Raw genomic sequence first — 22,955 nt, forward strand, 5'->3', positions numbered from 1 at the left:
AAACTTAAATCAATGTATTTAACAAGAAACCAAGATACTCAATAGATAACAAGTAAAATAGTTTTTATTTTGATGGCGTAAAAAAGCCCCCTTCAATGAAGCAAAGCCTATCCTGATATAGAACTCATTTAGACTTTTTCAATTTGCTAAAAAATTGCTGTTTTCAGCTCTGTTTTTGCTTAAATCCAAAAAGTCTAAATGAGTTCATAATTAATTACATAATAAGTTCGAGGTTTATGTTTTTTAATTATAGGATAGGTTTCTATTTTTATACAAAAGAATAAAAGACACTTCTTTAATGCTTGATTCGAAGCGATCAATAGCCCAAATTATTTAACTATACGTTTTTTGATGACCATCTTTGTTGTACCAGATATCTTAACAAAATACATTCTAGAAGAAAGACCAGGTTACATATTGGTCTTTTATTTATTATTAAGTAATTTTTCAATTTCTGCTAATCTCATAGAAAGTGATTTTAACTCTCTATTTTCTTTCTCTAGTTTTTCTATCTTATTATTTTGAATTTCTATTTCTTTTTGTTGCTCAATAGTATAAAGCGTTAATTCTTCTATCTTTTGTAACAATTTAGAATCCATGTCTCCTAAAAAGAAACCATCATTTTTTACTTCTTTGGCACTGGGGATATCTTTTAAATGCCCGTTTTCTTTGATATGTTCTTCTACTTCTTTAAGGGTTGGTAGGTTGTAATTTTTTTCGAAAACGAAATCTGCCCAATTCGAATAGGCGGCTACCTTAACTTCTGTTGCTGCTATTTTACCGTTGACGCCTAGTTTGAAGCCTTTGGTATCTGTGGTGCCGATGCCGACATCTCCATTTCCAGCTACAGTAACTCTGTCCACCGCTGAAGATCTCAGCCTAAGCAAGTATCCATTAGTTGTTGATGTATTATTTACTGTTAGCCCATAATTTGTCATAGATGATGAGCTACTTTCAATTATTAAACCATTTTGATTTCCACTATTAAAAACATGTAGTTTGCTTGCAGGAGTTGTAGTTCCTATAGCTACATTGCCTGTATTTACAAATGTCATTAATTTACCTGCTCCTACTGTTACTCCTTGAGATATATGTAACCTATTGTCATGTCCATGACTTAAATGAAATACAGAATTACCATTATTTGGTCTAAAAGTGACAGCTGATTCATTATTAAAATTAAGCCAAACTCCTTTGCCATCTGAGGTGCGAACATCAAGTTGACTAGCCGGTCCAGTAGTCCCAATTCCAACATATCCATTTGGCAATATTGATAATTTTTCAACTAAAGGATTATTATTAGGATTAGTTCCATTTTCTTGTAGAAAAAAACCAAGTCTGTCTCCTGCATTTCCACTTCCATTCATAATGGATGAAATCTTTGATGTAGGTACTGACTTAAGAGATCCCGTTTTAAATTCCAATGAGGTGGACATGTTAGAAGACCATCCTGAATTAGTTAACCTTAGAGCCACGGCATCAGTACTACTATTTTCAGTTATTTCTAATTTTCTTGCTGGTGTTGTTGTTCCTATACCTACCTTATCACTAGTATCTGTAACTTGCGCACATACTGCACTACTAATAAAGAAGCTTAATAAAACTAGTTTTTTCATAATATTATTGTTTTTTAGAATATAATAGTTTTTCAATTTTTTTTAATCTCTCTTCTAAAGCTTCATTAATTACTTTTTGATTTTGAAGTTCTTTTTGTTGCTCAATAGTATAAAGTGTTAACTCTTCTATTTTTTGAAGCAATTTTGAATCCATGTCTCCTAAAAAGAAACCGTCTTTTATTACTTCTTTGGCACTAGGGATGTCTTTTAAATGCCCATTTTCTTTGATGTGTTCTTCAACTTCTTTAAGGGTTGGTAATTTGTAATTTTTTTCGAAAACGAAATCTGCCCAATTCGAATAGGCGGCTACTTTCACTTCTGTCGCTGCTATTTTTCCTTGAACTCCTAGTTTGAAACCTTTGGTGTCTGTGGTGCCGATGCCTACATCTCCATTCTGATTTATCCTCATTTTCTCTGAAGAATTAGCATATAAAGATAAATCATGCCCTCCTTTAGATCCTATTATAGCTCTTCCAGTATCCCAAGACAAAATCCCTTGATTACTAGATGCTCCCCATTCTAAAACACCATCACTTCTAAACTTCATTTTATCGGCTAGTTTTAAAAAATATGAAGAAGAACTTATAGGCATATCTATTTGCAATTTTGCGCTTGGGCTAGTGGTGCCAATACCTACATAACCACTATTTTTTATTGTTATTCCTTTTTTATTATTCCACAATTTTAAATCATATCCATTTCGATTGGTGAAAAACCCTAATGATTTATTATTGGCACTGCCTTCTCCTAGATACCAAATCTCGTCACCACTTTTATCATAACCTCCTAACCAGCCATAAAAAGCATTTTCGGTATCTTCATAATTCGTGTTTTGTAACTTAATAACTGCTCCGTTTCCTGCTACATGAAGCTTTGATGTTGGGGTAGTAGTACCTATCCCAACTTCATCACCAGTATCGGTAATAGCCTGAGAAAATCCCAAATGAGTTATTATTAATCCTAAAATAATTACTGTCTTTTTCATTTTTGCATTATATTTAATTGTTGTTCTAGTTTTGTTACTCTTTCTAATAAGAGTTTAAGCTCCTTATTTTCTTCTTTAAGTTCTTTTATTTCAGAAACTTGTTCTTCAAGTTGCTTTATCTTATTTTTTTGAATTTCTATTTCTTTTTGTTGCTCAATAGTATAAAGCGTTAATTCTTCAATTTTTTGAAGCAATTTTGAATCCATGTCTCCTAAAAAGAAACCGTCTTTTTCTACTTCTTTGGCACTAGGGATATCTTTTAAATGCCCTTTTTCTTTGATGTGTTCTTCAACTTCTTTAAGAGTTGGTAGGTTGTAATCCTTTTCAAAAACAAAATCTGCCCAATTCGAATAAGTAGCTACTTTTACTTCGGTTGCTGCTATTTTGCCATTCACTCCTAATTTAAAACCTTTGGTGTCTGTGGTGCCGATACCCAAATTCCCTCCATTTATATAAGAATTACCCCCAGAAATAAATCTTACTTTCACTTCATTATTACTGTTATATATATTCATATAATGCTCATTTGCTCCTCCAAAAAAGAACTGAGTCCTTTCTCCTAATGAGCTATTTCTTTTAAAATAAATGTTACCTCCCCATCTGTTATTTTTGAACGTAGTTGTTCCTTCCCCGCCATCAACATAGTCAATTCTGAAACCTTCTGAGTTGGATCCACTCATAATTCCAACTCCAATTACTCCATTCACATGAAGTTTTTTACTAGGATTGATAACACCTATTCCCAAATTACCATTTGGTAATATTGATACTTTTTCGACTAAAGGATTGTTATTAGGGTTTGTCCCGTTTTCTTGCAAAAAGAAACTAAGTCTATCACCAGCATTACCACTCCCATTCATGATAGAAGAAATCTTTGAAGTAGGCACGGACTTTTGAGACCCTGTTTTAAATTCTAATGAGGTGGACATGTGAGAAATCCATCCTGAATTAGTTAATCTTAACGCCGCAGCATCAGTACTACTATTTTCAGTTATTTCTAATTTTCTTGCTGGTGTTGTTGTTCCTACACCTACCTTATCACCAGTATCTGTAACTTGCGCACATATTGCACTACTAATAAAGAAGCTTAATAAAACTAGTTTTTTCATAATATTATTGTTTTTTAGAATATAATAGTTTTTCATTTTTTTTTAATCTCTCTTCTAAAGCTTCATTAATTACTTTTTGATTTTGAAGTTCTTTTTGTTGCTCAATAGTATAAAGCGTTAATTCTTCAATTTTTTGAAGCAATTTGGAATCCATATCTCCTAAAAAGAAACCGTCTTTTTTTACTTCTTTGGCACTAGGGATGTCTTTTAAATGCCCGTTTTCTTTGATGTGTTCTTCTACTTCTTTAAGAGTTGGTAGATTGTAATTTTTTTCGAAAACAAAATCTGCCCAATTCGAATAGGTGGCTACTTTTACTTCTGTTGCTGCTATTTTACCGTTGACGCCTAGTTTGAAACCTTTGGTGTCTGTGGTGCCGATGCCGACAGTACCATTATTAATGGTTAAGTTATCTCCGCCTCCATCCCAATCGTAAAATCTAAGTTGACGAAAAGCTATTCTGTGAAAACCGTTCTGAGATTCAAATCTAATTTCATCATCAGTTTGAGAACCGTTAATCTTTAAATTTCCAGCAATTTCTAGCATATCGGTTGGTGAAGTAGTACCAATTCCAACTCTACTAGAGTTAACAAATGTCATTAGCTTAGTTGCGCCAACATTGCTCCCATGAGACAGATATAATTTATTGTCATGTCCATGACTCAAATGAAATACAGAATTACCATTATTAGGCCAAAAAGTTATTGCTGATTCATCATTATAATTAAACCTAAGCCCTTTATTATCTGATGTGCGAACATCTAATAAACTATAAGGATTTGTAGTACCTATACCTATTTTACCATCTCCTAATATAGTCATCCTAGCATTGGCTCCACCACCAGCATTACTAGTTTTAAAAAATATTTTAGCTGATGCTGAATCATTATTTTCTATCTCAATTTCTCCTCTAGTATAGCTGTCATTTGAAACTCCAATCCTTAATGTTCTAGATGTCAAATTATTGGTTAAAATATAGTTTCCCCAAACACCTTCGGATATAGAACCTTCTGATGCAAAATTATTTTCAGTTGAAACTTTTAGAGCATTGTTTAAAATAAAATCATTTGGCACTCTTGTTTCTCCAGATGGAGTTACCTGAAAATAGGTAGTACCTGAGTGAAATAAACGAAAATGACCAGCATAATTGTCAATATGCCAAGGGTTATAGCTAGAATTACTGTTCAACAACCTTATTTCCCCTCCCTCAACTCCACTATTTTGAGGGTCAACATCTAGTGTTTGTGCAAATACTGAAAAAGATGTGATTAATAGTATAAATAAAAGAATTAGTTTTTTCATAAGAATATTCATTATAGTTTGAAATAAAGCTTAAAACTAATGAGATCTTATAAATAAAAAGTAAGGTTTTACCTTACTAATGGTAAGGTTTTTGTTTTTTTTTATATTTTAAAGAGAAGTTATTAAATAATAAAAACAAAAAAGCCTTATCAAGAATTTGATAAGGCTTTGTACTGAAGGCGGGACTTGAACCCGCACGGACTAATGTCCATTGGATTTTAAGTCCAACGTGTCTACCAATTCCACCACTTCAGCATTGGTATATTTTAAGAAAGTATCAGAGCGAAAGACGGGATTTGAACCCGCGACCCCCACCTTGGCAAGGTGATGCTCTACCCCTGAGCTACTTTCGCAGTCATTTTTAATGAACTTACCTGCGATAAGCAGGCGGTGCAATCGTGATTGCGGATGCAAATTTAAAATATTTATATTAATTGCAAAGCCTTTTAGTAAAATAAATGAAATTTATTTTACGCCCGCTTTTTTTTGACCAACATTCGTTTAATTTCGTTGAGTTTCATGAGCGCTTCCACCGGTGTAAGTGTATCAATATCAGTACATAATATTTCTTCCTTAATATTTTCCAATAACGGATCATCTAAATTGAAAAAACTTAACTGCATCTCGTCTTCTATGGATTTAACCTTATCTGTTAACTCTTCACTAGAATGAGACTTCTCTAATTTCTTCAAAATTTTATTTGCGCGACGCAATACCTGTTGTGGCATGCCTGCCATTTTAGCTACATGAATCCCAAAACTATGCTCACTACCACCTTCAACCAGCTTTCTTAAAAAAAGCACATGGTCTTTCAATTCTTTAACCGATACGTTGAAATTTTTAATACGATCAAATGTTTCGGTCATTTCATTTAACTCATGGTAATGTGTTGCGAACAACGTTTTTGGTTTCGCAGGATGTTCATGCAAATATTCACTAATTGCCCAAGCTATTGAAATACCATCATAGGTACTCGTTCCACGCCCTATTTCATCAAGTAACACCAAACTTCTGTCTGATATATTATTAAGAATAGAAGCTGTTTCATTCATTTCTACCATGAAAGTCGATTCTCCCATAGAGATATTATCACTCGCCCCAACTCTGGTAAAAATCTTATCTACTAAACCAATACGCGCTTCATTGGCAGGTACAAAGCTACCTATTTGGGCTAAAAGCACAATTAATGCTGTTTGGCGTAAAATAGCCGACTTACCAGACATGTTAGGTCCCGTAATCATAATAATCTGCTGAGTCGCCCTATCTAAAAATACATCGTTGGCTATATAGGCTTCCCCGATAGGCAATTGCTTTTCTATGACTGGATGACGACCATCTTTAATCACTAAATCAAAAGAATCATCAATAACAGGATATATATAGTTGTTGTCTTTTGCCAGTTGAGAAAATCCACATAAACAATCTAACTGCCCTACTAAATAAGCATTTTGCTGCACTACTTTTATATATAGGTTCATCCAGCTAACCAATTCTGCAAATAGCTGTTGCTCTATAGCCTGAATTCTATCCTCTGCACCTAATATTTTTGCTTCATATTCTTTAAGTTCCTCTGTAATGTACCTTTCCGCACTTACTAAAGTTTGTTTTCTAATCCAGTCCTCAGGTACTTTATCTTTATGTGTATTACGTACTTCAATATAATACCCAAACACATTGTTTGAGGCTATTTTAAGAGACGTAATGCCAGTACGTTCACTTTCACGCTCCAGCATATTATCTAAATAATCTTTTCCCGATTTAGACAAATCTCTCAATTCATCTAATTCCGATGAGAAACCAGAAGCAATACTATTTCCTTTTAATACATTTACGGGAGCATCTTCATTGAGCGTTTCTTTAATTTTTTCACGAAGCACGTCACAACCTTGAAGATTATCTCCAATAGCCTTAAGCGATTCATTTTCGCAATTTGACGCCAACGATTTTATAGGCACAATAGCCTCCAAAGAGTTCTTAAGCTGAATAACTTCTCGCGGATTTACCTTACCCGTTGCTATTTTAGAAATGAGTCGCTCTAAATCGCCAATATGTTTAATATGACTTTGAATTTCTTGAAGTACAGTATGTTCCTGAGTTAAAAAACTAACGACTTCATGACGCTGCTTGATCTTTTCAACATTTTTTAAAGGCAAGGCCAGCCAACGCTTCAATAACCTTCCGCCCATAGGTGAAATGGTTTTATCAATCACATTTAAAAGGGTAACAGCATTATTATTAGTCGAATTATAAAGTTCTAAATTCCTAATGGTGAATTTATCCATCCATACATATTCGTCTTCTGCTATTCTGGAAATAGAGGTAATATGTTGTAGTTTGTTATGCTGCGTTTCCGATAAATAATGGAGAATAGACCCAGATGCAATAATACCTTCGTACAAATCTTCAATACCAAAACCTTTTAGTGTTTTAGTATCGAAATGCTTTATTAGTGTTTCATAGGCATAATCGGTTTGATAGATCCAATCTTCCATATAAAATGTATGGAAATCGTCTCCAAACGTTTCGTTAAACGTGGTCCGTTTTTTCTTGGAGACCAAGACTTCACTAGGTCTGAAATTCTGCAACAATTTATCTATGTACTCTGCATTACCTTGTGAGGTTAAGAACTCCCCAGTAGAAATATCTAAAAACGAAATGCCTATATATTTTTTATCAAAATAAACCGAACACAAAAAGTTATTGGATTTTGATACTAAAACCTCATCATTCAATGCAACCCCTGGAGTAACCAACTCGGTCACACCACGCTTTACAATCGTTTTGGTCTGTTTAGGATCTTCTAACTGATCACAAATGGCAACACGTTCGCCTGCCTTGACCAATTTAGGTAAATACGTGTTTAACGAATGGTGCGGAAAACCAGCTAATTCGGTTTCACTTTCACTACCTGCACCACGTTTGGTTAGAATAATACCTAATATACCTGCCGTTTTAACAGCATCTTCTCCAAAAGTTTCATAAAAATCGCCAACACGAAACAATAGTAAAGCATCTGGATACTTTGCCTTAATCGTATTGTATTGTTTCATTAAAGGCGTCTCTTTTTTTGATTTTTTCTTCATTTAATCTTTTTTTCATTTCCGCGAAGACAGAAATCTACCAATGGTAAAATGGTTTTTAAGTGTTATTTTTGCAGATATTGTAAGATTGCTAATGTAGTATTATTTTGATTTTTTTTAAAATTGAAACATTAGAAGTTATCTACAATTATGGTAAGATTTTAACAATGACTGTCATTCTGAACATTATCGAAAACAAAATATATTTTATTTAAAGATACATAGTGAAGTTAAGGAAGAATCTTTAATTTAACAGATTGCCACGTCCTTAGTCCTCGTAGTGACATAAACGATAAGGTCTTCGCCTATGCGGAAATGAAAGAAAACAATTTTTAATGCGCAAACTAAAAAATAGTGAATTAAACCGATTGAGTGTCGATGATTTTAAATCGGTAAAAAAAACACCGATCATTATTGTCCTAGATAACATTAGAAGTCTTAATAATATCGGTTCTGTTTTTAGAACCAGTGATGCCTTTTTAATTGAAAAAATCTATCTCTGTGGCATCACAGCTAAACCACCTCATAAAGACATTCATAAAACCGCTTTGGGCAGTACCGATACGGTAGATTGGGAATATGTTGACGATACGATGGATTTAGTTGAAACATTACAAGCTAAAAACATAAAAATATGTGCTATTGAACAAGCTGAAAACGCTACTATGTTAAATGACTTTAAACCTAAAGCTAACACGACTTACGCTCTAATTTTTGGCAATGAAGTAAAAGGAGTTGCTCAAAATGTGGTTAGTGCCAGCGATACTGTTATTGAGATTCCACAGTTTGGGACTAAACACTCATTAAATATTTCTGTAAGTTGTGGCGTTGTGGTTTGGGATGTGTTCTCTAAGTTGAATAACTAATAGAACACTATTGAGCTAAAATCCAGATATTTTGTTTGACACCAAATAAACATAAAACGATGAGCCTTATAATTCGTTTCTATCATACTCATCTTTAACTAATTTTAATCACAAAATTCACACAAGAATTTTCAATGATTAATTGTTAGTTATTTTTGAACCATTGCTCATTGCCATTATTTTGTTTTTAAGCAATCTATAATCTGGTCTTTTACCATTGTCTAAATCAATGAATAATTCAGAAGGATTAGTTTTAGAGTATATATTAAAAAAAGAAGGGTTTTTGTACCAACTTTCTAAACGTTCATTGTTATTGTTGAAGTTTAAAAAAACAGTCCCATTACAATTGTTGAAATATGTATTTTCAAATTGTATCCTTGCCAAACTAGCATCATTAATTTTGGTGTTTTCACCAAGTATTACTGCTTTATTAAAACCAGATATCACACTTCTGTCGATTTTAAAATTCGTGTTTTCACCTATATATATAGATTCCTTTATCAGACCTACTTCAATTTCATAATCTAAGTTTTTAGTTTCAGTTAAAAGTGTCATGTTTTTTGCTATCACTACTGTATTTTGTTTAGTAAAATCGACCTCTTTAACACTATTGTAAGAGACTGCGTTAATACATCTAGATTCACCGGATGATATATAAGGCGACCGAACAGCCAATGAGTTATTTATATGACACACTGCTCCATAGCTAAAACTATAATCATTTCCATTAGATTTATATGAAACCATTTTATCCATGTTAACTTCTCCTCCAATAACGTTAAAGGAGTTGCCCGCAGAATAGCTTACCATGACATTATTTATTGTAGTTTTTGCCCCTAATCCACCTAACAATAAAGCATTGGAAACATTAGACCTTTTCGTTTTTCCTCCTGCATATTCCACTCTTACATATGATATATATCCGGAGTTGTCTTTTAGGCCTTCTCCTCCAAAATTTGTGTATTTATAGTTTGAGGCTTCAATTTTTGCATAAAAAGAAGTTCCAGAACTTTTCTCCAATTTGTTAGTATGCCCATCTCCAAGTATTATTATACCTCCCCAATCTCCTGCTTTTTTGGTGGTTTTATTTGAAGTGAAAACAATAGGATCGGTTGAAGTCCCTTCAGCTATTATAGCAGCTCCTACAGTGATAGTAAGCGTTGCTTTCGATTGGGAATCTCCCATAATCACTGTTCCCGGTTCTATACTAAGAATGGCATTATTTGTAACAAAAACATTTCCTAACAACAAATAAGTATGCGCTTTATAAAGTGTTGTATCTTCTGTTATATTGCCACTCAATATATGAGTGCTTTCTCCATAATCTACTGTACTGGGGTTAAATTCTGTCCAGCCATTGAGCCAATTATCAGCCCCCATTATACCTCTTTCTTGTTGAGCACTAACACTTACAGAAACGACTGTTAGCAACCATATTATTTTAGTGAAATTTTTCATCATACATATTTATTATTAAAATAGTTCTTTATTGGACTTCATAGAACCTTCTTAACTTTTAACAGAAAAGCCGTTTAAAAAACTATTATCCACCAAATACATTTCTTTAGTTCGGTTATTTTGAATTAACACGCGTTCTTCTTTAGTGTATAATTTCTCTTTAGCTATACGTAAATTTAAAACCGTGTTTTTTGATATTAATTGATCCTTCAAAAACCTATTGGTTGGTCTGTTTAATACAAAATATTCGCCTAAAACCGAGAAATCTCCTGTTATCTCTTCGGGAGGTACTATGTTATTTTGTAACGCATAACCCTTTTTATTTTTTAGGTTTTTAATATCTTTTGTTTTCTTAGTATTGGATAATTTCTCTCTTAAAGCGGCAATTAATTCATAAGTAGGTTTTTCCGGAACTTTAATTTTATTATCTAATTTCAATAAAATCTTGTTTAAATGCGCTTTCATATTCTCAGGATTTAAACTAAGAAGTAAAAATCCAGCCTTCATACCTTTATTTATGTAGTTATCGGAATAAAAAAGATCTTTAATTTTATGTTTTGAAGCTAGAATTTGTGCTTCTTTTAAAAACGTTACTTTATTTCTGAAAGACTTTCTTGAGCTGTTAAAAGCAAGGACTTTACTTTTAACAGTCGATATATCATTAAATCTATCAAGAGCCTTGTAATAATCTGCCGATTTAGAAATACTATCGGTGATTACCTTTTCTAACTCACTTTTTAATTTAGTATATTCTGGATTTAATGATGCCTCTGTTTTTAAACAAGAGACAACATAAATTTCTGAAGTAGATTGTCCTTTTAACGTTTGTTTCCTAGTGTTAAGTCTGTTAAATTCGTAGTGCTTTTCTTGAGCATACGTATTACAAACTGCTAAGAATGTAAGAACCGACCATATGAAAATAGCTTTCATAAATTATAAATTAAATTTAATACAGTAAATGAGGGTGCTGTCAAATGTATATACTAACCTTCTATAGCCTCAAAAAAATTCGCTTAAATACAAGTTTTCTTGTTTAAACGGCTTCCGCCATAGCATTTAGTCATTAATAAATAAGGAGAATTATTATATCGTAAAAAAGAGATAAAACGATACTAATATTTAATTATTGCAGTAAATTTACATGATTAACAACTTTACAACAAGCAACATGCGTGCTCATTAAATATTTAGGTAAGTTGTGGCGTTGTTATTATTGAACGAATGAAAAACATAGAAATAAGAACAGATCCTAGAGTTGAATCGATTTTCAATAATTATCCTAATTCGGTTAGAAAGAAAATGACAAGCCTTCGGGAATTGATTATTGAAACCGCTAGTGACATAGAAGGTGTAACCGATCTGGAAGAAACGCTAAAATGGGGAGAACCAAGTTATCTAGCCAAAAAAGGCAGCACCATTAGAATAAATTGGAGCTCTAAAAACCCTAATCAATATGCCATGTATTTTCAATGCACTAGCAGATTGGTATCTACATTTAGAATCGTTTACAAAAGCGTTCTTGACTTTGAGGGAAAAAGGGCGATTGTTCTTCAACCAAAAGAAGATCTTCCTAAAGAAGCTTTAAAGAATTGCATTACTGCTGCGTTGACATATCATAAAGTGAAGCATTTGCCTTTGTTGGGGATGTAAAATGTAAAAACGGTCTCCTTATTTGTCATTCTTTATTTACAATTTGATTTGATTCTAAACTTACAAAATTATAACTTCGCTTATCATGATCGATTATTAATATTGAGTATAATTCTAGGAAAACACCGAAAATCAGTCTATTACGAAAAGAATTATTTAACTTTGTAATATTGAAAATAGAGCATAAAATATGAATCTAAAGGAAATATATACTGTAGGGCATTCTAATCATCAAATTGATTACTTTCTTGAATTATTGAAATTTAAAGAAATCACCTGTTTAATTGATGTTAGAAGCACCCCTGCAAGCAGTTATAGTCCACAATTTAACAAATTGCCTTTAAAAAACTATTTAAAAAATAATGGCATTACTTATATGCATTTCAAAGATGAATTTGGTGCTAGACACGAACAAAAAAACGTTTTAGATGAAAACGGGCAAGTGAATTTTGAGTTATTTAGAAAAACCAATGAATTTAAAAAAGGGGTAGAGAGAGTTGACAAAGGTTTTTCAAAAGGATATAAAATAGCTCTTATGTGTTCAGAGGGAAACCCTTTGGAATGTCATAGATTTTCTATGATATCAGTACACTTGAACAAAATAGGATACAATGTATATCACATTTTAAAAAATAAAGTTGTTAAAACTCATGCACAACTTGAGCAGGAACTTTTAGAAAAATATCGAAAAAAACTACCATCACCCTCTCTCTTTGAACCAAACGTTAATGAAAGTCATATTATTAAAGAAGCTTATAGATTGCATAACAAAGAAATTGGTTGGATAACAAATAAGTTTAAAGAGTTTAGTAAAATTAGACAATATGGTTAAATTATATACAATAGGTTTCACAAAGAAAAATGCTGAAAAATTCTTTGATTTACTTAAATCGAATGAAGTAAATAAAATCGTTGACACAAGAATAAATAATACATCTCAATTATCTGGTTTTGCAAAAGGAAATGATTTAAAGTTTTTTGCAAAAGAACTTAATGATATAAACTATCAACATAATCTTGATTTTGCACCTACAAAAGAATTACTCTCTAAATACAGAAAGGGAGATATTACTTGGGAAAAATACGAACAAGAATATTTAGATTTATTGGATTTTCGAAAAATATCAAAAAAAACAGATATCAAAAATTTACATAAAAATTGTCTCTTATGCAGTGAACATACAGCAGAAAAATGTCATCGAAGATTATTAGCTGAGTATTTTCAAGAAGTAAATAATGATGTTGAAATAATTCACTTAACCTAAAACACATTTTATGAAACTACTCTGTCTAGCTAATTCTTATAAAGAAAGAGGAAGATGTATTGCTGGAATATTGTTAGATGATAACAACAAACCGATTTTAAAAAACAATAAAGCTATATGGATAAGACCAGTTTGTAAAGCGGACCACGGGCAAGTACCTAATTCTTTATGTGAAAAAATTCTTCCATTAGATATTATTGAAATCAATGGAACTAATAAAGTAGGGAGCGGATATCAATCAGAAAATACAAGTTTTGATGAGAACGAAATATTAACTATTGGAAAAGCAAACAAAAACATACTGAATAATTTATATAGTGGAACAAATTTAATTTTTGGTAATCGGGGAAAAGCACTTCCTGAAGATACAATTAAAACACTTGACCACTCTTTAATTTTAGTTAATTTAACTGAATTTAAAATAGTTGAAAAGGAATATGAAGACAGAAAAAAACCGCAGATTAGACTTAATTTTTCTTATAATAATAACTCTTATGACTTTCCTATAACTGACCCTGTTTTTTTAGACAATTACAATAACAACAAAACAATTCTTAAAAATAAAAATAATATTGACGTTGTTTTGTCTTTAGGAGTACCTTTTAATGATTGGTATTATAAATTGGTAGCAACGATTATCCACTAATTAAAAACGATGCCCAAAACGTGAAGCGCAACTAAAAAATCACTTCCCACAAATCTCTCCCAAAATCCACAAATAATCCAGTCTATTTTCAACAAAATCCTTATCCGAAACATCAATGATTTTCACATTAAAATCAGGTTGCGACTTTAAAAAATCGAGATACCCCGCATTAATCTTTTCTAAATAGTCATTTTCAATATTTTGTTCATAATCACGGCCACGTTTTTTAATATTTTCTTGTAAACGCTCAGTATTCTGATATAAATAGACATACAAATCGGGTTTTGATATCTCTTTGTACATTAAATGAAATAATTTTCTGTACAATTTAAACTCATCTTCCTGCAATGTAATTTTTGAAAAAATAAGTGATTTAAACACGTCGTAATCACTTACAATAAAATCTTTAAACAAATCTAACTGAGATAAATCATCCGATATTTGTTGATAGCGATCTGCTAAAAAAGACATTTCTAAAGGAAAGGAATAGCGCGTAGCGTCTTCATAAAATTTAGGCAAAAACGGATTATCAGCAAAACGCTCTAAAATAAGTTTCGCATTAAAATCGTGCGCTATTTTATTTGCCAAACTGGTTTTACCAGCACCAATATTACCTTCAATAGCAATATAATTATACTTAGAGAAGTCAAAAGCTTTTCTTGGGTTTTTCAACCAAATATTAATAGGCTCTAAAACACTTTCGTCTCCACATTCTTCTAACAAAACTGATACTTGTTTATCTAATTTTGGGTGTTTTATTTTAGATGCTATATCATGAAGTGGTAATAATACAAACCTTCGTTTTTCCATTTCTGGATGTGGTACTTGAAGTGTATTGGATTCAATAATACTATCTTCAGCAAAAACAATATCTAAATCTATAATACGGGCCTCATAACCTTCAGAGTTTTTCCTAGTACGCCCTAAATCAGTTTCAATAGTTAATAAAACCTGAAGTAATTTTTGAGGATCTAAATAACTTTCTAAAACCAGACAAGCATTAAAAAAATCATCACTTTCGAATCCAAAAGCAGGCGACTTATATACTTTAGAAATCAGTTTTATATTACCTGCTCTCACATGTATTAAATCAACTGCATTTTGGAGGTTTTTAAGTTTATCTCCTTTATTACTTCCTAAAGCGATATGAAATGTCGTTGGTTTTATCATAAGTATTGGCAAAATAACTAAAACAATTTTTATTCGTTTATATTTACGAGACGTATTTATTCACAAATTACCTCGAAACACTTCTAAAGTTTCTAAATACTCAAATAGACATGAACTTAGTTAATATGTCACTTCGAGTAATTTTTCGAAACTAAATGAAGAAAAATTGTATCGAGAAGCTTTATTTCTATAAATATGAAAATTTATTATGTTTATATTTTAAAATGTTCCGATAAAAGCTATTATACAGGTATAACATCTAATTTGACTAAACGTATTACAGAACATAAATTAGGAAAATATGCAGATAGTTACACTTATAAACGCCGACCAATACGTTTGGAGTTCTATGCTGAATTCACAAATGTTGATTTAGCCATACAAACAGAAAAGCAAATTAAAAAGTGGTCTAGAGCAAAAAAAGAAGCATTAATTAAAAATGAATTTGAAAAGCTTCCTAACTTAGCTAAAAAGAAATTCAACACACCTTAGTTCTCGATACAATGCTCCTTCGTCGCATCACTCGAACTGACAAAGTGAAATTTATTTATAACCTGTTATGACATTAAAAGACAAACTTGCTGCTCAGCGTATCTACATACTACTTGGTGCTTTATTTATAACATCATTGGTGGTATCAAACCTTATTTTTCAGAAGTTTTTTTATTGGTATCCTGTTGATATTGAAATTTTTGGAAGCAAACTTTTCGAAATCTCTGTTGGTATTTTACCCTACCCGATTACTTTTTTAATCACGGATTTAATTAGTGAAATTTATGGTAAAAAGCGTGCTAATGATGTTGTTGTAACGGGTATTTTTGCGTCACTTTTTTCACTTTTAATAATACTGGTTGCGGATAGCGTTCCTGCCACAAGCTGGTCTTACGTTAAAGACGATATGTTTAATACGGTTTTTGGTAATTCCATCATTGCTGTATTTGCAAGCATGCTCACTTATTTATTCGCGCAGTTTGTAGACATCCAGATTTACCATTTTTGGAAACGACTTACCAAAGGGAAACATCTTTGGTTACGAAATAATTTCTCTACCTGGTTTTCTCAATTTGTGGATACGCTTACGATTGTAACTTTATTATGTTCATTCGGCATCATCGACTGGTCAAATTTTAAAGGTTTATTAATTAGTGGGTTTTTATTTAAAGTTTTTGTTGCTGCCTGTGATACACCTTTTCTATATTTGGGTGTTTATTTGTTTAAAAAGCGTTTTAAATTAAAAGTGAACGAAGAAATTGATTTGCTTTAAAATTTTATAATAAATTAATATTAAATAAAAACAAGTTTCATCTTTCTAATACCATTTTTACGTATATTCATAACATATTCTATATCAACACCCCGCAAGCCTATTAATCAAAAAAACCTACACAATGAAAAAAGCTTTAAAAATATTAAGTATTACTTTACTCATTATACTAGCACTCTTAGTTGCTATTCCTTTTGCTTTTAAAGGGCGAATTAAAGACATGGTAAAGCAATCAATAAATGACAACTTAAATGCACAAGTAGAATTTAGCGATGTGAGTTTAAGTTTTTTAACAAGCTTCCCCCAAGCGCATGTTTCTGTAAGCGATTTGGTCATTACTAATTTTGAGCCATTTAAGGGAGAGACATTTGTAACTTCCAAAAACATTGCGCTTACGATGCCTATTAAAGAATTATTTAAAATGTCTGGTGGAGATCCCATTATCGTAAATTCTATTACTGTGGACGAAACTTTGCTTACTCTTAAAACAGATAAATTCGGCAACACTAATTTTGACATTGCTAAAAAAGACGAAGAAAAAGCGTCGACCAAAACAGAAACGGAGAGAAGAAGTTTTTCGTTTGATATTGAAAATTACAGTATCAACAACAGTGCTTTGGCGTATATTGATGAGGCTTCCAAGATGACTATTTATGTATCTGAACTTAACCATGAAGGCACAGGCATCTTTTCCGCAGAAACATCAGAATTAGATACAAAAAGTGAAGCAAATATTAGTTTTAGTATAGATAGTAGCACCTATTTAAATAATAACCCTGTAAAACTGGATGCCATAATAGGATTAGATTTAGCTAATAGTAAATACACTTTTAAAGATAATAAGGCACTTATAAATAAATTGCCTTTGGAGTTTCATGGTTATGTTCAGCAATTAGAAAATGGTCAAGACATGGACATTACTTTTGAAAACTCTGAAACTTCTTTTAAAAATTTCTTAGCAGTCATTCCAGAAGAATTTTCAAAAAACATTGAAGGCGTTCAAACTACCGGTGACTTCAAAGTTAAAGGTATTGTAAAAGGGTTAAGCTCAGAAACAACAATTCCTAAGCTAGATATTAGCCTGACCTCTAACAATGCATCGTTTAAATACCCTGATTTACCAAAACGTGTTAAAAACATTACTATAAATACAGTTATAAAAAATACTACGGGACATGCTGACGATACTTATGTTGATATTAAAGCACTTAATTTTAGTATTGACGAAGACATGTTTAAATCGTCTGCCTCTTTAAAAAATATTACTAAAAACATGTTAGTAAATGCTAATATTGATGGTATTTTAAACTTAGCAAATATTACAAAAGTGTATCCTGTTGAATTAGAAAACACCTTAACAGGTACTCTAAAAGGGAATATTAATACTGCTTTCGACATGAACGCCATTGAGACAAATGCTTATGAGCGTATAAAAAATAATGGTTCTGCGAGTATTAGTGATTTTGTGTTTTCTTCGGAAGACATTGTAAATCCGATTCATATTTCTGAAGCTAATATGTCTTTTAACTCAGGAACGGTTTCCCTTAGCAGTTTTAAAGCCAGAACAGGGAATAGCGATTTGAATGCCACAGGAACCATTAAAAATCTATTAGGGTTTCTATTAAGCGACAATACGCTTCAAGGGTATTTTAATGTGAATTCCACCTTTTTTAAGGTAAGTGATTTCATGTCTGAAGATGAAACCGCCTCAACAAATAATAAAACTACAAGTGATGCTGAGTCCTTGAAAATTCCAAAATTTTTAGATTGTACTATTAATGCCAATGCAAAAACAGTTCTTTACGACAATTTAAATTTAAAAGATTTAAAAGGAACACTTATAATTAAAGATCAGCGAGCAACACTTAAAGATATGACCTCTAATTTATTTGATGGTGCTTTGGCTATTTCTGGTAATGTTTCCACAAAAAGCGAAACACCTACTTTTAATCTAAATTTAGGTATAAATGGTTTTGATATAGGTCAGTCGTTTAAAGAGCTAGAACTATTAAGAAGCCTAGCTCCTATTGCCAAAATACTTCAAGGAAAACTAAATACCAATATTAATTTAGCAGGCCATTTAGATAGTGAATTCTCTCCTGAATTAAGTAGTGTTTCTGGAGATGCTCTAGCTGAATTATTAACTTCAAAAGTCAATGAGAATAAAAGTGAATTATTTAATAAACTAGAAGGGTCTCTGAACTTTATTGATTTTGATAAATTAGACTTGAAAGACCTTAAAACGAAGTTAGAATTCGCTAATGGAAAAGTTAGTGTTGAACCTTTCCAACTAAAATACGATGATATTACTATTGATGTTTCTGGGTCTCATGGTTTTGATAAAAAATTAGAATACAATGCGATTTTTAATGTACCTGCTAAATATTTAGGGAGCGATGTTAATCAATTAATTGGAAAAATTGATAATAAAGAAGCAAAAAACATAACAATTCCTGTTACAGCTAACATTGGAGGCACATATACAAGTCCTTCTGTAACAACCGACTTAACAAGTGGTGTTAAAAACCTAACAAATCAACTTATTGAAATTGAGAAACAAAAATTACTCAATAAAGGTAAAGACAAAGTATCAGATTTAATCAGCGGTGTTATTGGTGGCAATAAGACCAAAACAGACTCTATAAAGAAAGAACAAAATAACTCGGTTAAAGATGTCTTAAGCGATATTATTAAAAATAAAAAGAATCAAACAGAAAAAGATTCTACCACAACCAACACCACAGAAGATGCTGTAAAAAATGTTCTTGGCGGTCTTTTAGGAGGCAAAAAGAAAAAGGTTGATACAAAAAAATAAAATCGTACTTTTGCACATTATTTAAATAATTCCTTTTTTATTAGGATGTTAATTTAAAAAAGTTATTATTGTAACTAGCCAGCTCTATGAATTTAACAAAAACGAATAGCATGGTTAAGACATACTTTAAAAAGTAAAGTATTAAAAACGTATTTACGGATAGTCCTAAAACGAATAAATTTAAAAATCACACATGCTAAAGATTATTATTAAAGAAGGTGAAAATATTGAGCGTGCCTTAAAACGCTACAAAAGAAAACACAGAAATATTAAGGTTATGCAAAATTTGAGAGATGGTCAGTTTTTCACAAAGCCATCTGTTAAAAGACGTCGCGAAATCCAAAAAGCTGCGTATATTCAGAATTTAAGAGACCAAGAAGATATTTAGAATTCCCTATTATAAAAAAGCCGCATTGTTTTACAACAATGCGGCTTTTTTATTGCTATAATTTCAAGATGATATTTTCATTAATCTGAATTGATATTGTATAATACCATTTCTTGTTTGAAAAAGGGTATTTTATTATGGTTATTTCAAATGAGAATTGGTACAACACCTTCAAAAAACCTATTACTTATTAAAACTTATGTAAGCTTTCAAGTCTAATCGCTACAAAAGCTTTATGGTTTTAGTTTATTTATTAATTGGCATTTTGGCTGCTATTCTCGGAGCACTCCCTTTGGGGGCTTCTAACATTGCTGTTATTAATACAACCTTAAAGCAAAATGCAAAAAAAGCTTTTAAAATTGCGATAGCTGCTGGAATTGCTGAAGTTATGTTATCCTATTACGCTTTACATTGTAGTGTAGCGGTAAAAGATTTTTTTATTAATAATTTATGGGTCCAAATAATCGTGGCTTTAATTTTATTTGTTGCGGGTATATATCTATTCTTTAAAAAACAGTCTGAAAGTAAAACAAAAAAAAGAAAGCTAACGGAATCTAAATATGCAACTGGGTTTTTTCTTGGTATATTAAATCCACCTGTTTTAATTTATTGGGTCATTGCATTTGGCATTATAAACAATAATGATATCATGTTATCATTACAATCATCGTTTTCTGTATTATTTTTATTCTTTTGTGGCGTCTACTTAGGCAAGTTACTCACCTTATATTCTTATAGTAGGTTTAGCTTATTGATTAAAAATAAGGTTCGAGATATCTCACTTATCGTCAATAAAGTCACTGGTGTTTTATTGATTGTTATTGCTTTTGTACAAGTAGTGAAGTTATATGTAGTCTGACCCAATTTAATTAATAGAAATACTAACAACCAATCCCTCATTAGCACGAATATTAAAAACGGTGTCGTCTTCAAAAATAAGGTACTGTCCTTTTACACCAACTAATTTACCTGAATACTCTTGTTGTTTAACTATATTTAAACTTTTAGGTTTTTCAGGGTATTTATTCACAGGAAATTCCAAATTCGTCTCCGTGTTCGTTTCAATAAAATATGCTTTTGCCTCCTCAGGAATATACTGCTTTAAGCGTTCACGCCATTCCATTAAATTCTCATCTTCAATATCATTTTTAAGCATCTTTCTCCAATTCGTTTTATCAGCTACATAATCTTTTAATGCAACTTCAGTAATACCTGCTAAATAACGATTAGGCACTTCTACAATTTCAATAGCTTCATGAGCACCTTGATCTATCCAACGTGTCGGCACTTGACTTTTTCTTGTAACTCCTACTTTTACATTACTAGAGTTTGCTAAATACACAATATGCGGTTGCAATTGAGCTCGTTTTTCAAACTCTAAATCTCGGTCTTCTTTACCTAAATGTGCCGTACTCAACTCAGGACGCATTATCCAATCGGCTGCTTGTGGCACTTCATAAAAACACTGTTTATCAAATCCTTGTCTGTAAATAGGTTTATCTAAACCACAATTTAAACACTGATATTTTACAAATTGAATCGTTATGCTTTTATTCAATAACTGGTTCATGTTTAAAAAATCATTTTCAAACACCAAATAGTATTGAATTGGGTTAGCAAACTCCGTTTCCATTTTTGTTAAAACACCTTGGTAAGTCATAAAAAAAAGTATTATTTTTAAAATCTTAAAGATAAAATAATTATGCCAATACCTATAGTAAATTCGATTGCTTCTTGGTTCTTAAAAAAACGATTTCATCAAATAGAATTGTTTTTAAAATATCCTAATGAAGTGCAAAACGAATTACTATTAAGTCTTATAGATATTGCTAAAGACACCGAAATTGGTAGGAAGTATGATTTTGCTTCTATAAAAAACTACAGAACATTTTCAGAACGTGTTCCCATTAAAAACTACGAAGGCTGGCAAGATGTTATTGAACGTTCCCGAAAAGGTGAATCCAATATTTTTTGGCCCAGTCCCATAAAGTGGTTTGCAAAATCTAGTGGCACTACCAGAGCAAAAAGCAAGTTTATTCCAGTAAGCACAGAATCGCTTGAAGACTGTCATTATGCTGCTGGAAAAGATTTATTATGCATGTATCTTAATAATAATGAAGACTCACAATTATTTACTGGTAAGAGCTTACGCTTGGGAGGCAGTAAAGAATTGTACAAAGAAAACGGTACTGTGTTTGGTGATTTATCGGCTATTTTAATTGATAATATGCCTTTTTGGGCAGAATTTAGTAGCACTCCAAGTAACAGGGTCTCTTTAATGAGTGATTGGGAGCATAAAATGCAAGCCATTGTAGATGAAACTATTGATGAAAATGTGACAAGTCTTGCTGGTGTTCCTTCGTGGATGCTTGTATTACTCAATAACGTTTTAGATACTACAGGAAAACAAAGTCTTCGTGATATATGGCCAAATTTAGAGGTCTATTTTCATGGTGGTGTTAGCTTTACACCCTATAAAGATCAGTACAAAAAAATTATCCCTGAAACCGATTTTAAATATTATGAGATTTATAATGCTTCGGAAGGTTTTTTCGCTATTCAAGATCAAAACAACTCCGACGAATTATTATTGATGCTTGATTATGGGATTTTCTATGAATTTATTCCTATGAATATTTATGCCACTTCTGAGGAAAGGGCGATTCCTTTAAGCCACGTTCAGCTTAATAAAAATTACGCTGTAATAATTACTACAAATGCTGGATTATGGCGTTATAAAATTGGTGATACCATTCGGTTTACATCACTAAACCCCTACAGAATAAAAGTGTCTGGCAGAACCAAACATCACATTAATGTTTTTGGAGAAGAGCTTATTATTGAAAATGCCGAAAGTGCATTAAAAAAGGTATGCAAACGTACTAAAGCCGAAATTGTAGATTTTACGGCAGCCCCGATATTTATGAAAGGTAAAGAAAAAGGAGCTCATGAATGGCTTATTGAATTTAAAACACCCCCAAAAGACATCCATTATTTTAATGAGTTATTTGACAACGCTTTGAAGGCATTAAATTCTGACTACGAAGCGAAACGCTATAACAATTTAACACTTAACAAACCCAAAATTAATATAGCCAGGGAACACTTGTTTTATGATTGGTTAAAACAAAATAATAAACTGGGTGGGCAACATAAAATACCTCGACTTTCTAACACTCGGGATTATATAGATGAGCTTCTAAGTTTAAACGATCATATTTTGTAGGTTTTTTACTAATACAGAAGCACTTAAACGATTAATATTGTTTATCATCTTTAAAAATTATATTTTTAAAGTGTTTAAAACAAGTTTAATAGCATCTCAAACCTACAAAGCCCCTCA

The 22,955-nt window shown here is 31.7% G+C and carries 20 protein-coding genes and 2 tRNA genes; 11 read left to right on the forward strand and 11 right to left on the reverse strand.

Annotated features, from left to right (window positions below; all coding sequences use genetic code 11):
* Positions 1-425 precede the first annotated feature (425 nt).
* From Q4Q34_RS04615 to mutS, 7 genes are all read right to left on the reverse strand, one after another.
* Entirely contained in the window at positions 426-1,616 is a 1,191-nt protein-coding gene (locus Q4Q34_RS04615) for an FtsB/FtsL family cell division protein (RefSeq protein ID WP_303318596.1), read from the reverse strand.
* A gap of 4 nt (positions 1,617-1,620) precedes the next feature.
* The gene (locus Q4Q34_RS04620) at positions 1,621-2,601 is read right to left on the reverse strand and encodes a hypothetical protein (protein WP_303318597.1); all 981 of its coding nucleotides are present in this window, start codon (positions 2,599-2,601) and stop codon (positions 1,621-1,623) included.
* A complete protein-coding gene (locus tag Q4Q34_RS04625; protein ID WP_303318598.1) occupies positions 2,598-3,710 on the reverse strand; it encodes a kinetochore Spc7 family protein in 1,113 nt (370 codons plus the stop codon). The genes Q4Q34_RS04620 and Q4Q34_RS04625 overlap by 4 nt, the downstream gene beginning before the upstream one ends.
* A 4-nt stretch (positions 3,711-3,714) precedes the next feature.
* Entirely contained in the window at positions 3,715-5,010 is a 1,296-nt protein-coding gene (locus Q4Q34_RS04630) for a hypothetical protein (protein WP_303318599.1), read from the reverse strand.
* Positions 5,011-5,181: 171 nt separating this feature from the next.
* Positions 5,182-5,265 (reverse strand) — tRNA-Leu (locus tag Q4Q34_RS04635).
* Between the two features lie 26 nt (positions 5,266-5,291).
* Positions 5,292-5,363 (reverse strand) — tRNA-Gly (locus Q4Q34_RS04640).
* A gap of 117 nt (positions 5,364-5,480) precedes the next feature.
* A complete protein-coding gene (gene mutS, locus Q4Q34_RS04645) occupies positions 5,481-8,093 on the reverse strand; it encodes a DNA mismatch repair protein MutS (RefSeq protein WP_303318600.1) in 2,613 nt (870 codons plus the stop codon).
* 332 nt (positions 8,094-8,425) lie between these two features.
* On the opposite strand from mutS, the gene Q4Q34_RS04650 reads away from it, so the two are divergent.
* Positions 8,426-8,956, forward strand: a complete 531-nt coding sequence (locus tag Q4Q34_RS04650; protein WP_303318601.1) for an RNA methyltransferase — start codon at positions 8,426-8,428, stop codon at positions 8,954-8,956.
* 138 nt (positions 8,957-9,094) lie between these two features.
* Here the strand turns inward: Q4Q34_RS04650 and Q4Q34_RS04655 are convergent, their stop codons facing one another.
* Both Q4Q34_RS04655 and Q4Q34_RS04660 read right to left on the reverse strand, forming a co-directional pair.
* Positions 9,095-10,417, reverse strand: a complete 1,323-nt coding sequence (locus tag Q4Q34_RS04655; RefSeq protein WP_330444587.1) for a hypothetical protein — start codon at positions 10,415-10,417, stop codon at positions 9,095-9,097.
* 48 nt (positions 10,418-10,465) lie between these two features.
* On the reverse strand, positions 10,466-11,344 hold the full coding sequence (locus Q4Q34_RS04660) for a hypothetical protein (protein WP_303318602.1): 879 nt from the start codon (positions 11,342-11,344) through the stop codon (positions 10,466-10,468).
* A gap of 291 nt (positions 11,345-11,635) precedes the next feature.
* Between Q4Q34_RS04660 and Q4Q34_RS04665 the strand changes: the two genes are divergently transcribed.
* The 4 genes from Q4Q34_RS04665 to Q4Q34_RS04680 all read left to right on the forward strand — a co-directional run bounded on the left by Q4Q34_RS04665 (position 11,636) and on the right by Q4Q34_RS04680 (position 13,975).
* Positions 11,636-12,064: a DUF1801 domain-containing protein gene (locus Q4Q34_RS04665; protein WP_303318603.1), complete on the forward strand. Its 429-nt coding sequence runs from the start codon at positions 11,636-11,638 to the stop codon at positions 12,062-12,064.
* Between the two features lie 190 nt (positions 12,065-12,254).
* Positions 12,255-12,896: a DUF488 domain-containing protein gene (locus tag Q4Q34_RS04670; RefSeq protein ID WP_303318604.1), complete on the forward strand. Its 642-nt coding sequence runs from the start codon at positions 12,255-12,257 to the stop codon at positions 12,894-12,896.
* Positions 12,889-13,329: a DUF488 domain-containing protein gene (locus tag Q4Q34_RS04675; protein ID WP_303318605.1), complete on the forward strand. Its 441-nt coding sequence runs from the start codon at positions 12,889-12,891 to the stop codon at positions 13,327-13,329. Before Q4Q34_RS04670 ends, Q4Q34_RS04675 begins: the two co-directional genes overlap by 8 nt.
* A gap of 10 nt (positions 13,330-13,339) precedes the next feature.
* Positions 13,340-13,975, forward strand: coding sequence for a dual OB domain-containing protein (locus Q4Q34_RS04680; protein WP_303318606.1), 636 nt, complete (start codon positions 13,340-13,342; stop codon positions 13,973-13,975).
* Positions 13,976-14,014: 39 nt separating this feature from the next.
* Here the strand turns inward: Q4Q34_RS04680 and folK are convergent, their stop codons facing one another.
* Positions 14,015-15,145, reverse strand: coding sequence for a 2-amino-4-hydroxy-6-hydroxymethyldihydropteridine diphosphokinase (gene folK, locus Q4Q34_RS04685; RefSeq protein ID WP_303318607.1), 1,131 nt, complete (start codon positions 15,143-15,145; stop codon positions 14,015-14,017).
* Between the two features lie 195 nt (positions 15,146-15,340).
* On the opposite strand from folK, the gene Q4Q34_RS04690 reads away from it, so the two are divergent.
* The 5 genes from Q4Q34_RS04690 (at position 15,341) to Q4Q34_RS04710 (ending at position 20,471) form a co-directional block, all read left to right on the forward strand.
* The gene (locus Q4Q34_RS04690) at positions 15,341-15,637 is read left to right on the forward strand and encodes a GIY-YIG nuclease family protein (RefSeq protein WP_303318608.1); all 297 of its coding nucleotides are present in this window, start codon (positions 15,341-15,343) and stop codon (positions 15,635-15,637) included.
* Between the two features lie 67 nt (positions 15,638-15,704).
* A complete protein-coding gene (locus tag Q4Q34_RS04695) occupies positions 15,705-16,409 on the forward strand; it encodes a queuosine precursor transporter (protein WP_303318609.1) in 705 nt (234 codons plus the stop codon).
* Between the two features lie 124 nt (positions 16,410-16,533).
* Positions 16,534-19,224, forward strand: coding sequence for an AsmA family protein (locus Q4Q34_RS04700; RefSeq protein WP_303318610.1), 2,691 nt, complete (start codon positions 16,534-16,536; stop codon positions 19,222-19,224).
* Positions 19,225-19,417: 193 nt separating this feature from the next.
* The gene (rpsU, locus tag Q4Q34_RS04705) at positions 19,418-19,612 is read left to right on the forward strand and encodes a 30S ribosomal protein S21 (protein WP_169672274.1); all 195 of its coding nucleotides are present in this window, start codon (positions 19,418-19,420) and stop codon (positions 19,610-19,612) included.
* 235 nt (positions 19,613-19,847) lie between these two features.
* The gene (locus tag Q4Q34_RS04710) at positions 19,848-20,471 is read left to right on the forward strand and encodes a LysE family transporter (RefSeq protein ID WP_303318611.1); all 624 of its coding nucleotides are present in this window, start codon (positions 19,848-19,850) and stop codon (positions 20,469-20,471) included.
* A 6-nt stretch (positions 20,472-20,477) separates the two neighbouring features.
* Here the strand turns inward: Q4Q34_RS04710 and Q4Q34_RS04715 are convergent, their stop codons facing one another.
* Entirely contained in the window at positions 20,478-21,272 is a 795-nt protein-coding gene (locus tag Q4Q34_RS04715) for a DUF2797 domain-containing protein (RefSeq protein ID WP_303318612.1), read from the reverse strand.
* Positions 21,273-21,314: 42 nt separating this feature from the next.
* Here Q4Q34_RS04715 and Q4Q34_RS04720 point away from each other — a divergent pair, with 42 nt between their 5' ends.
* Complete coding sequence (locus Q4Q34_RS04720) at positions 21,315-22,838, forward strand: GH3 auxin-responsive promoter family protein (protein WP_303318613.1); 1,524 nt, start codon at positions 21,315-21,317, stop codon at positions 22,836-22,838.
* Positions 22,839-22,955 lie beyond the last annotated feature (117 nt).

Origin of the sequence: Flavivirga abyssicola (assembly GCF_030540775.2) — a bacterium.
Lineage (GTDB): Bacteria > Bacteroidota > Bacteroidia > Flavobacteriales > Flavobacteriaceae > Flavivirga > Flavivirga abyssicola.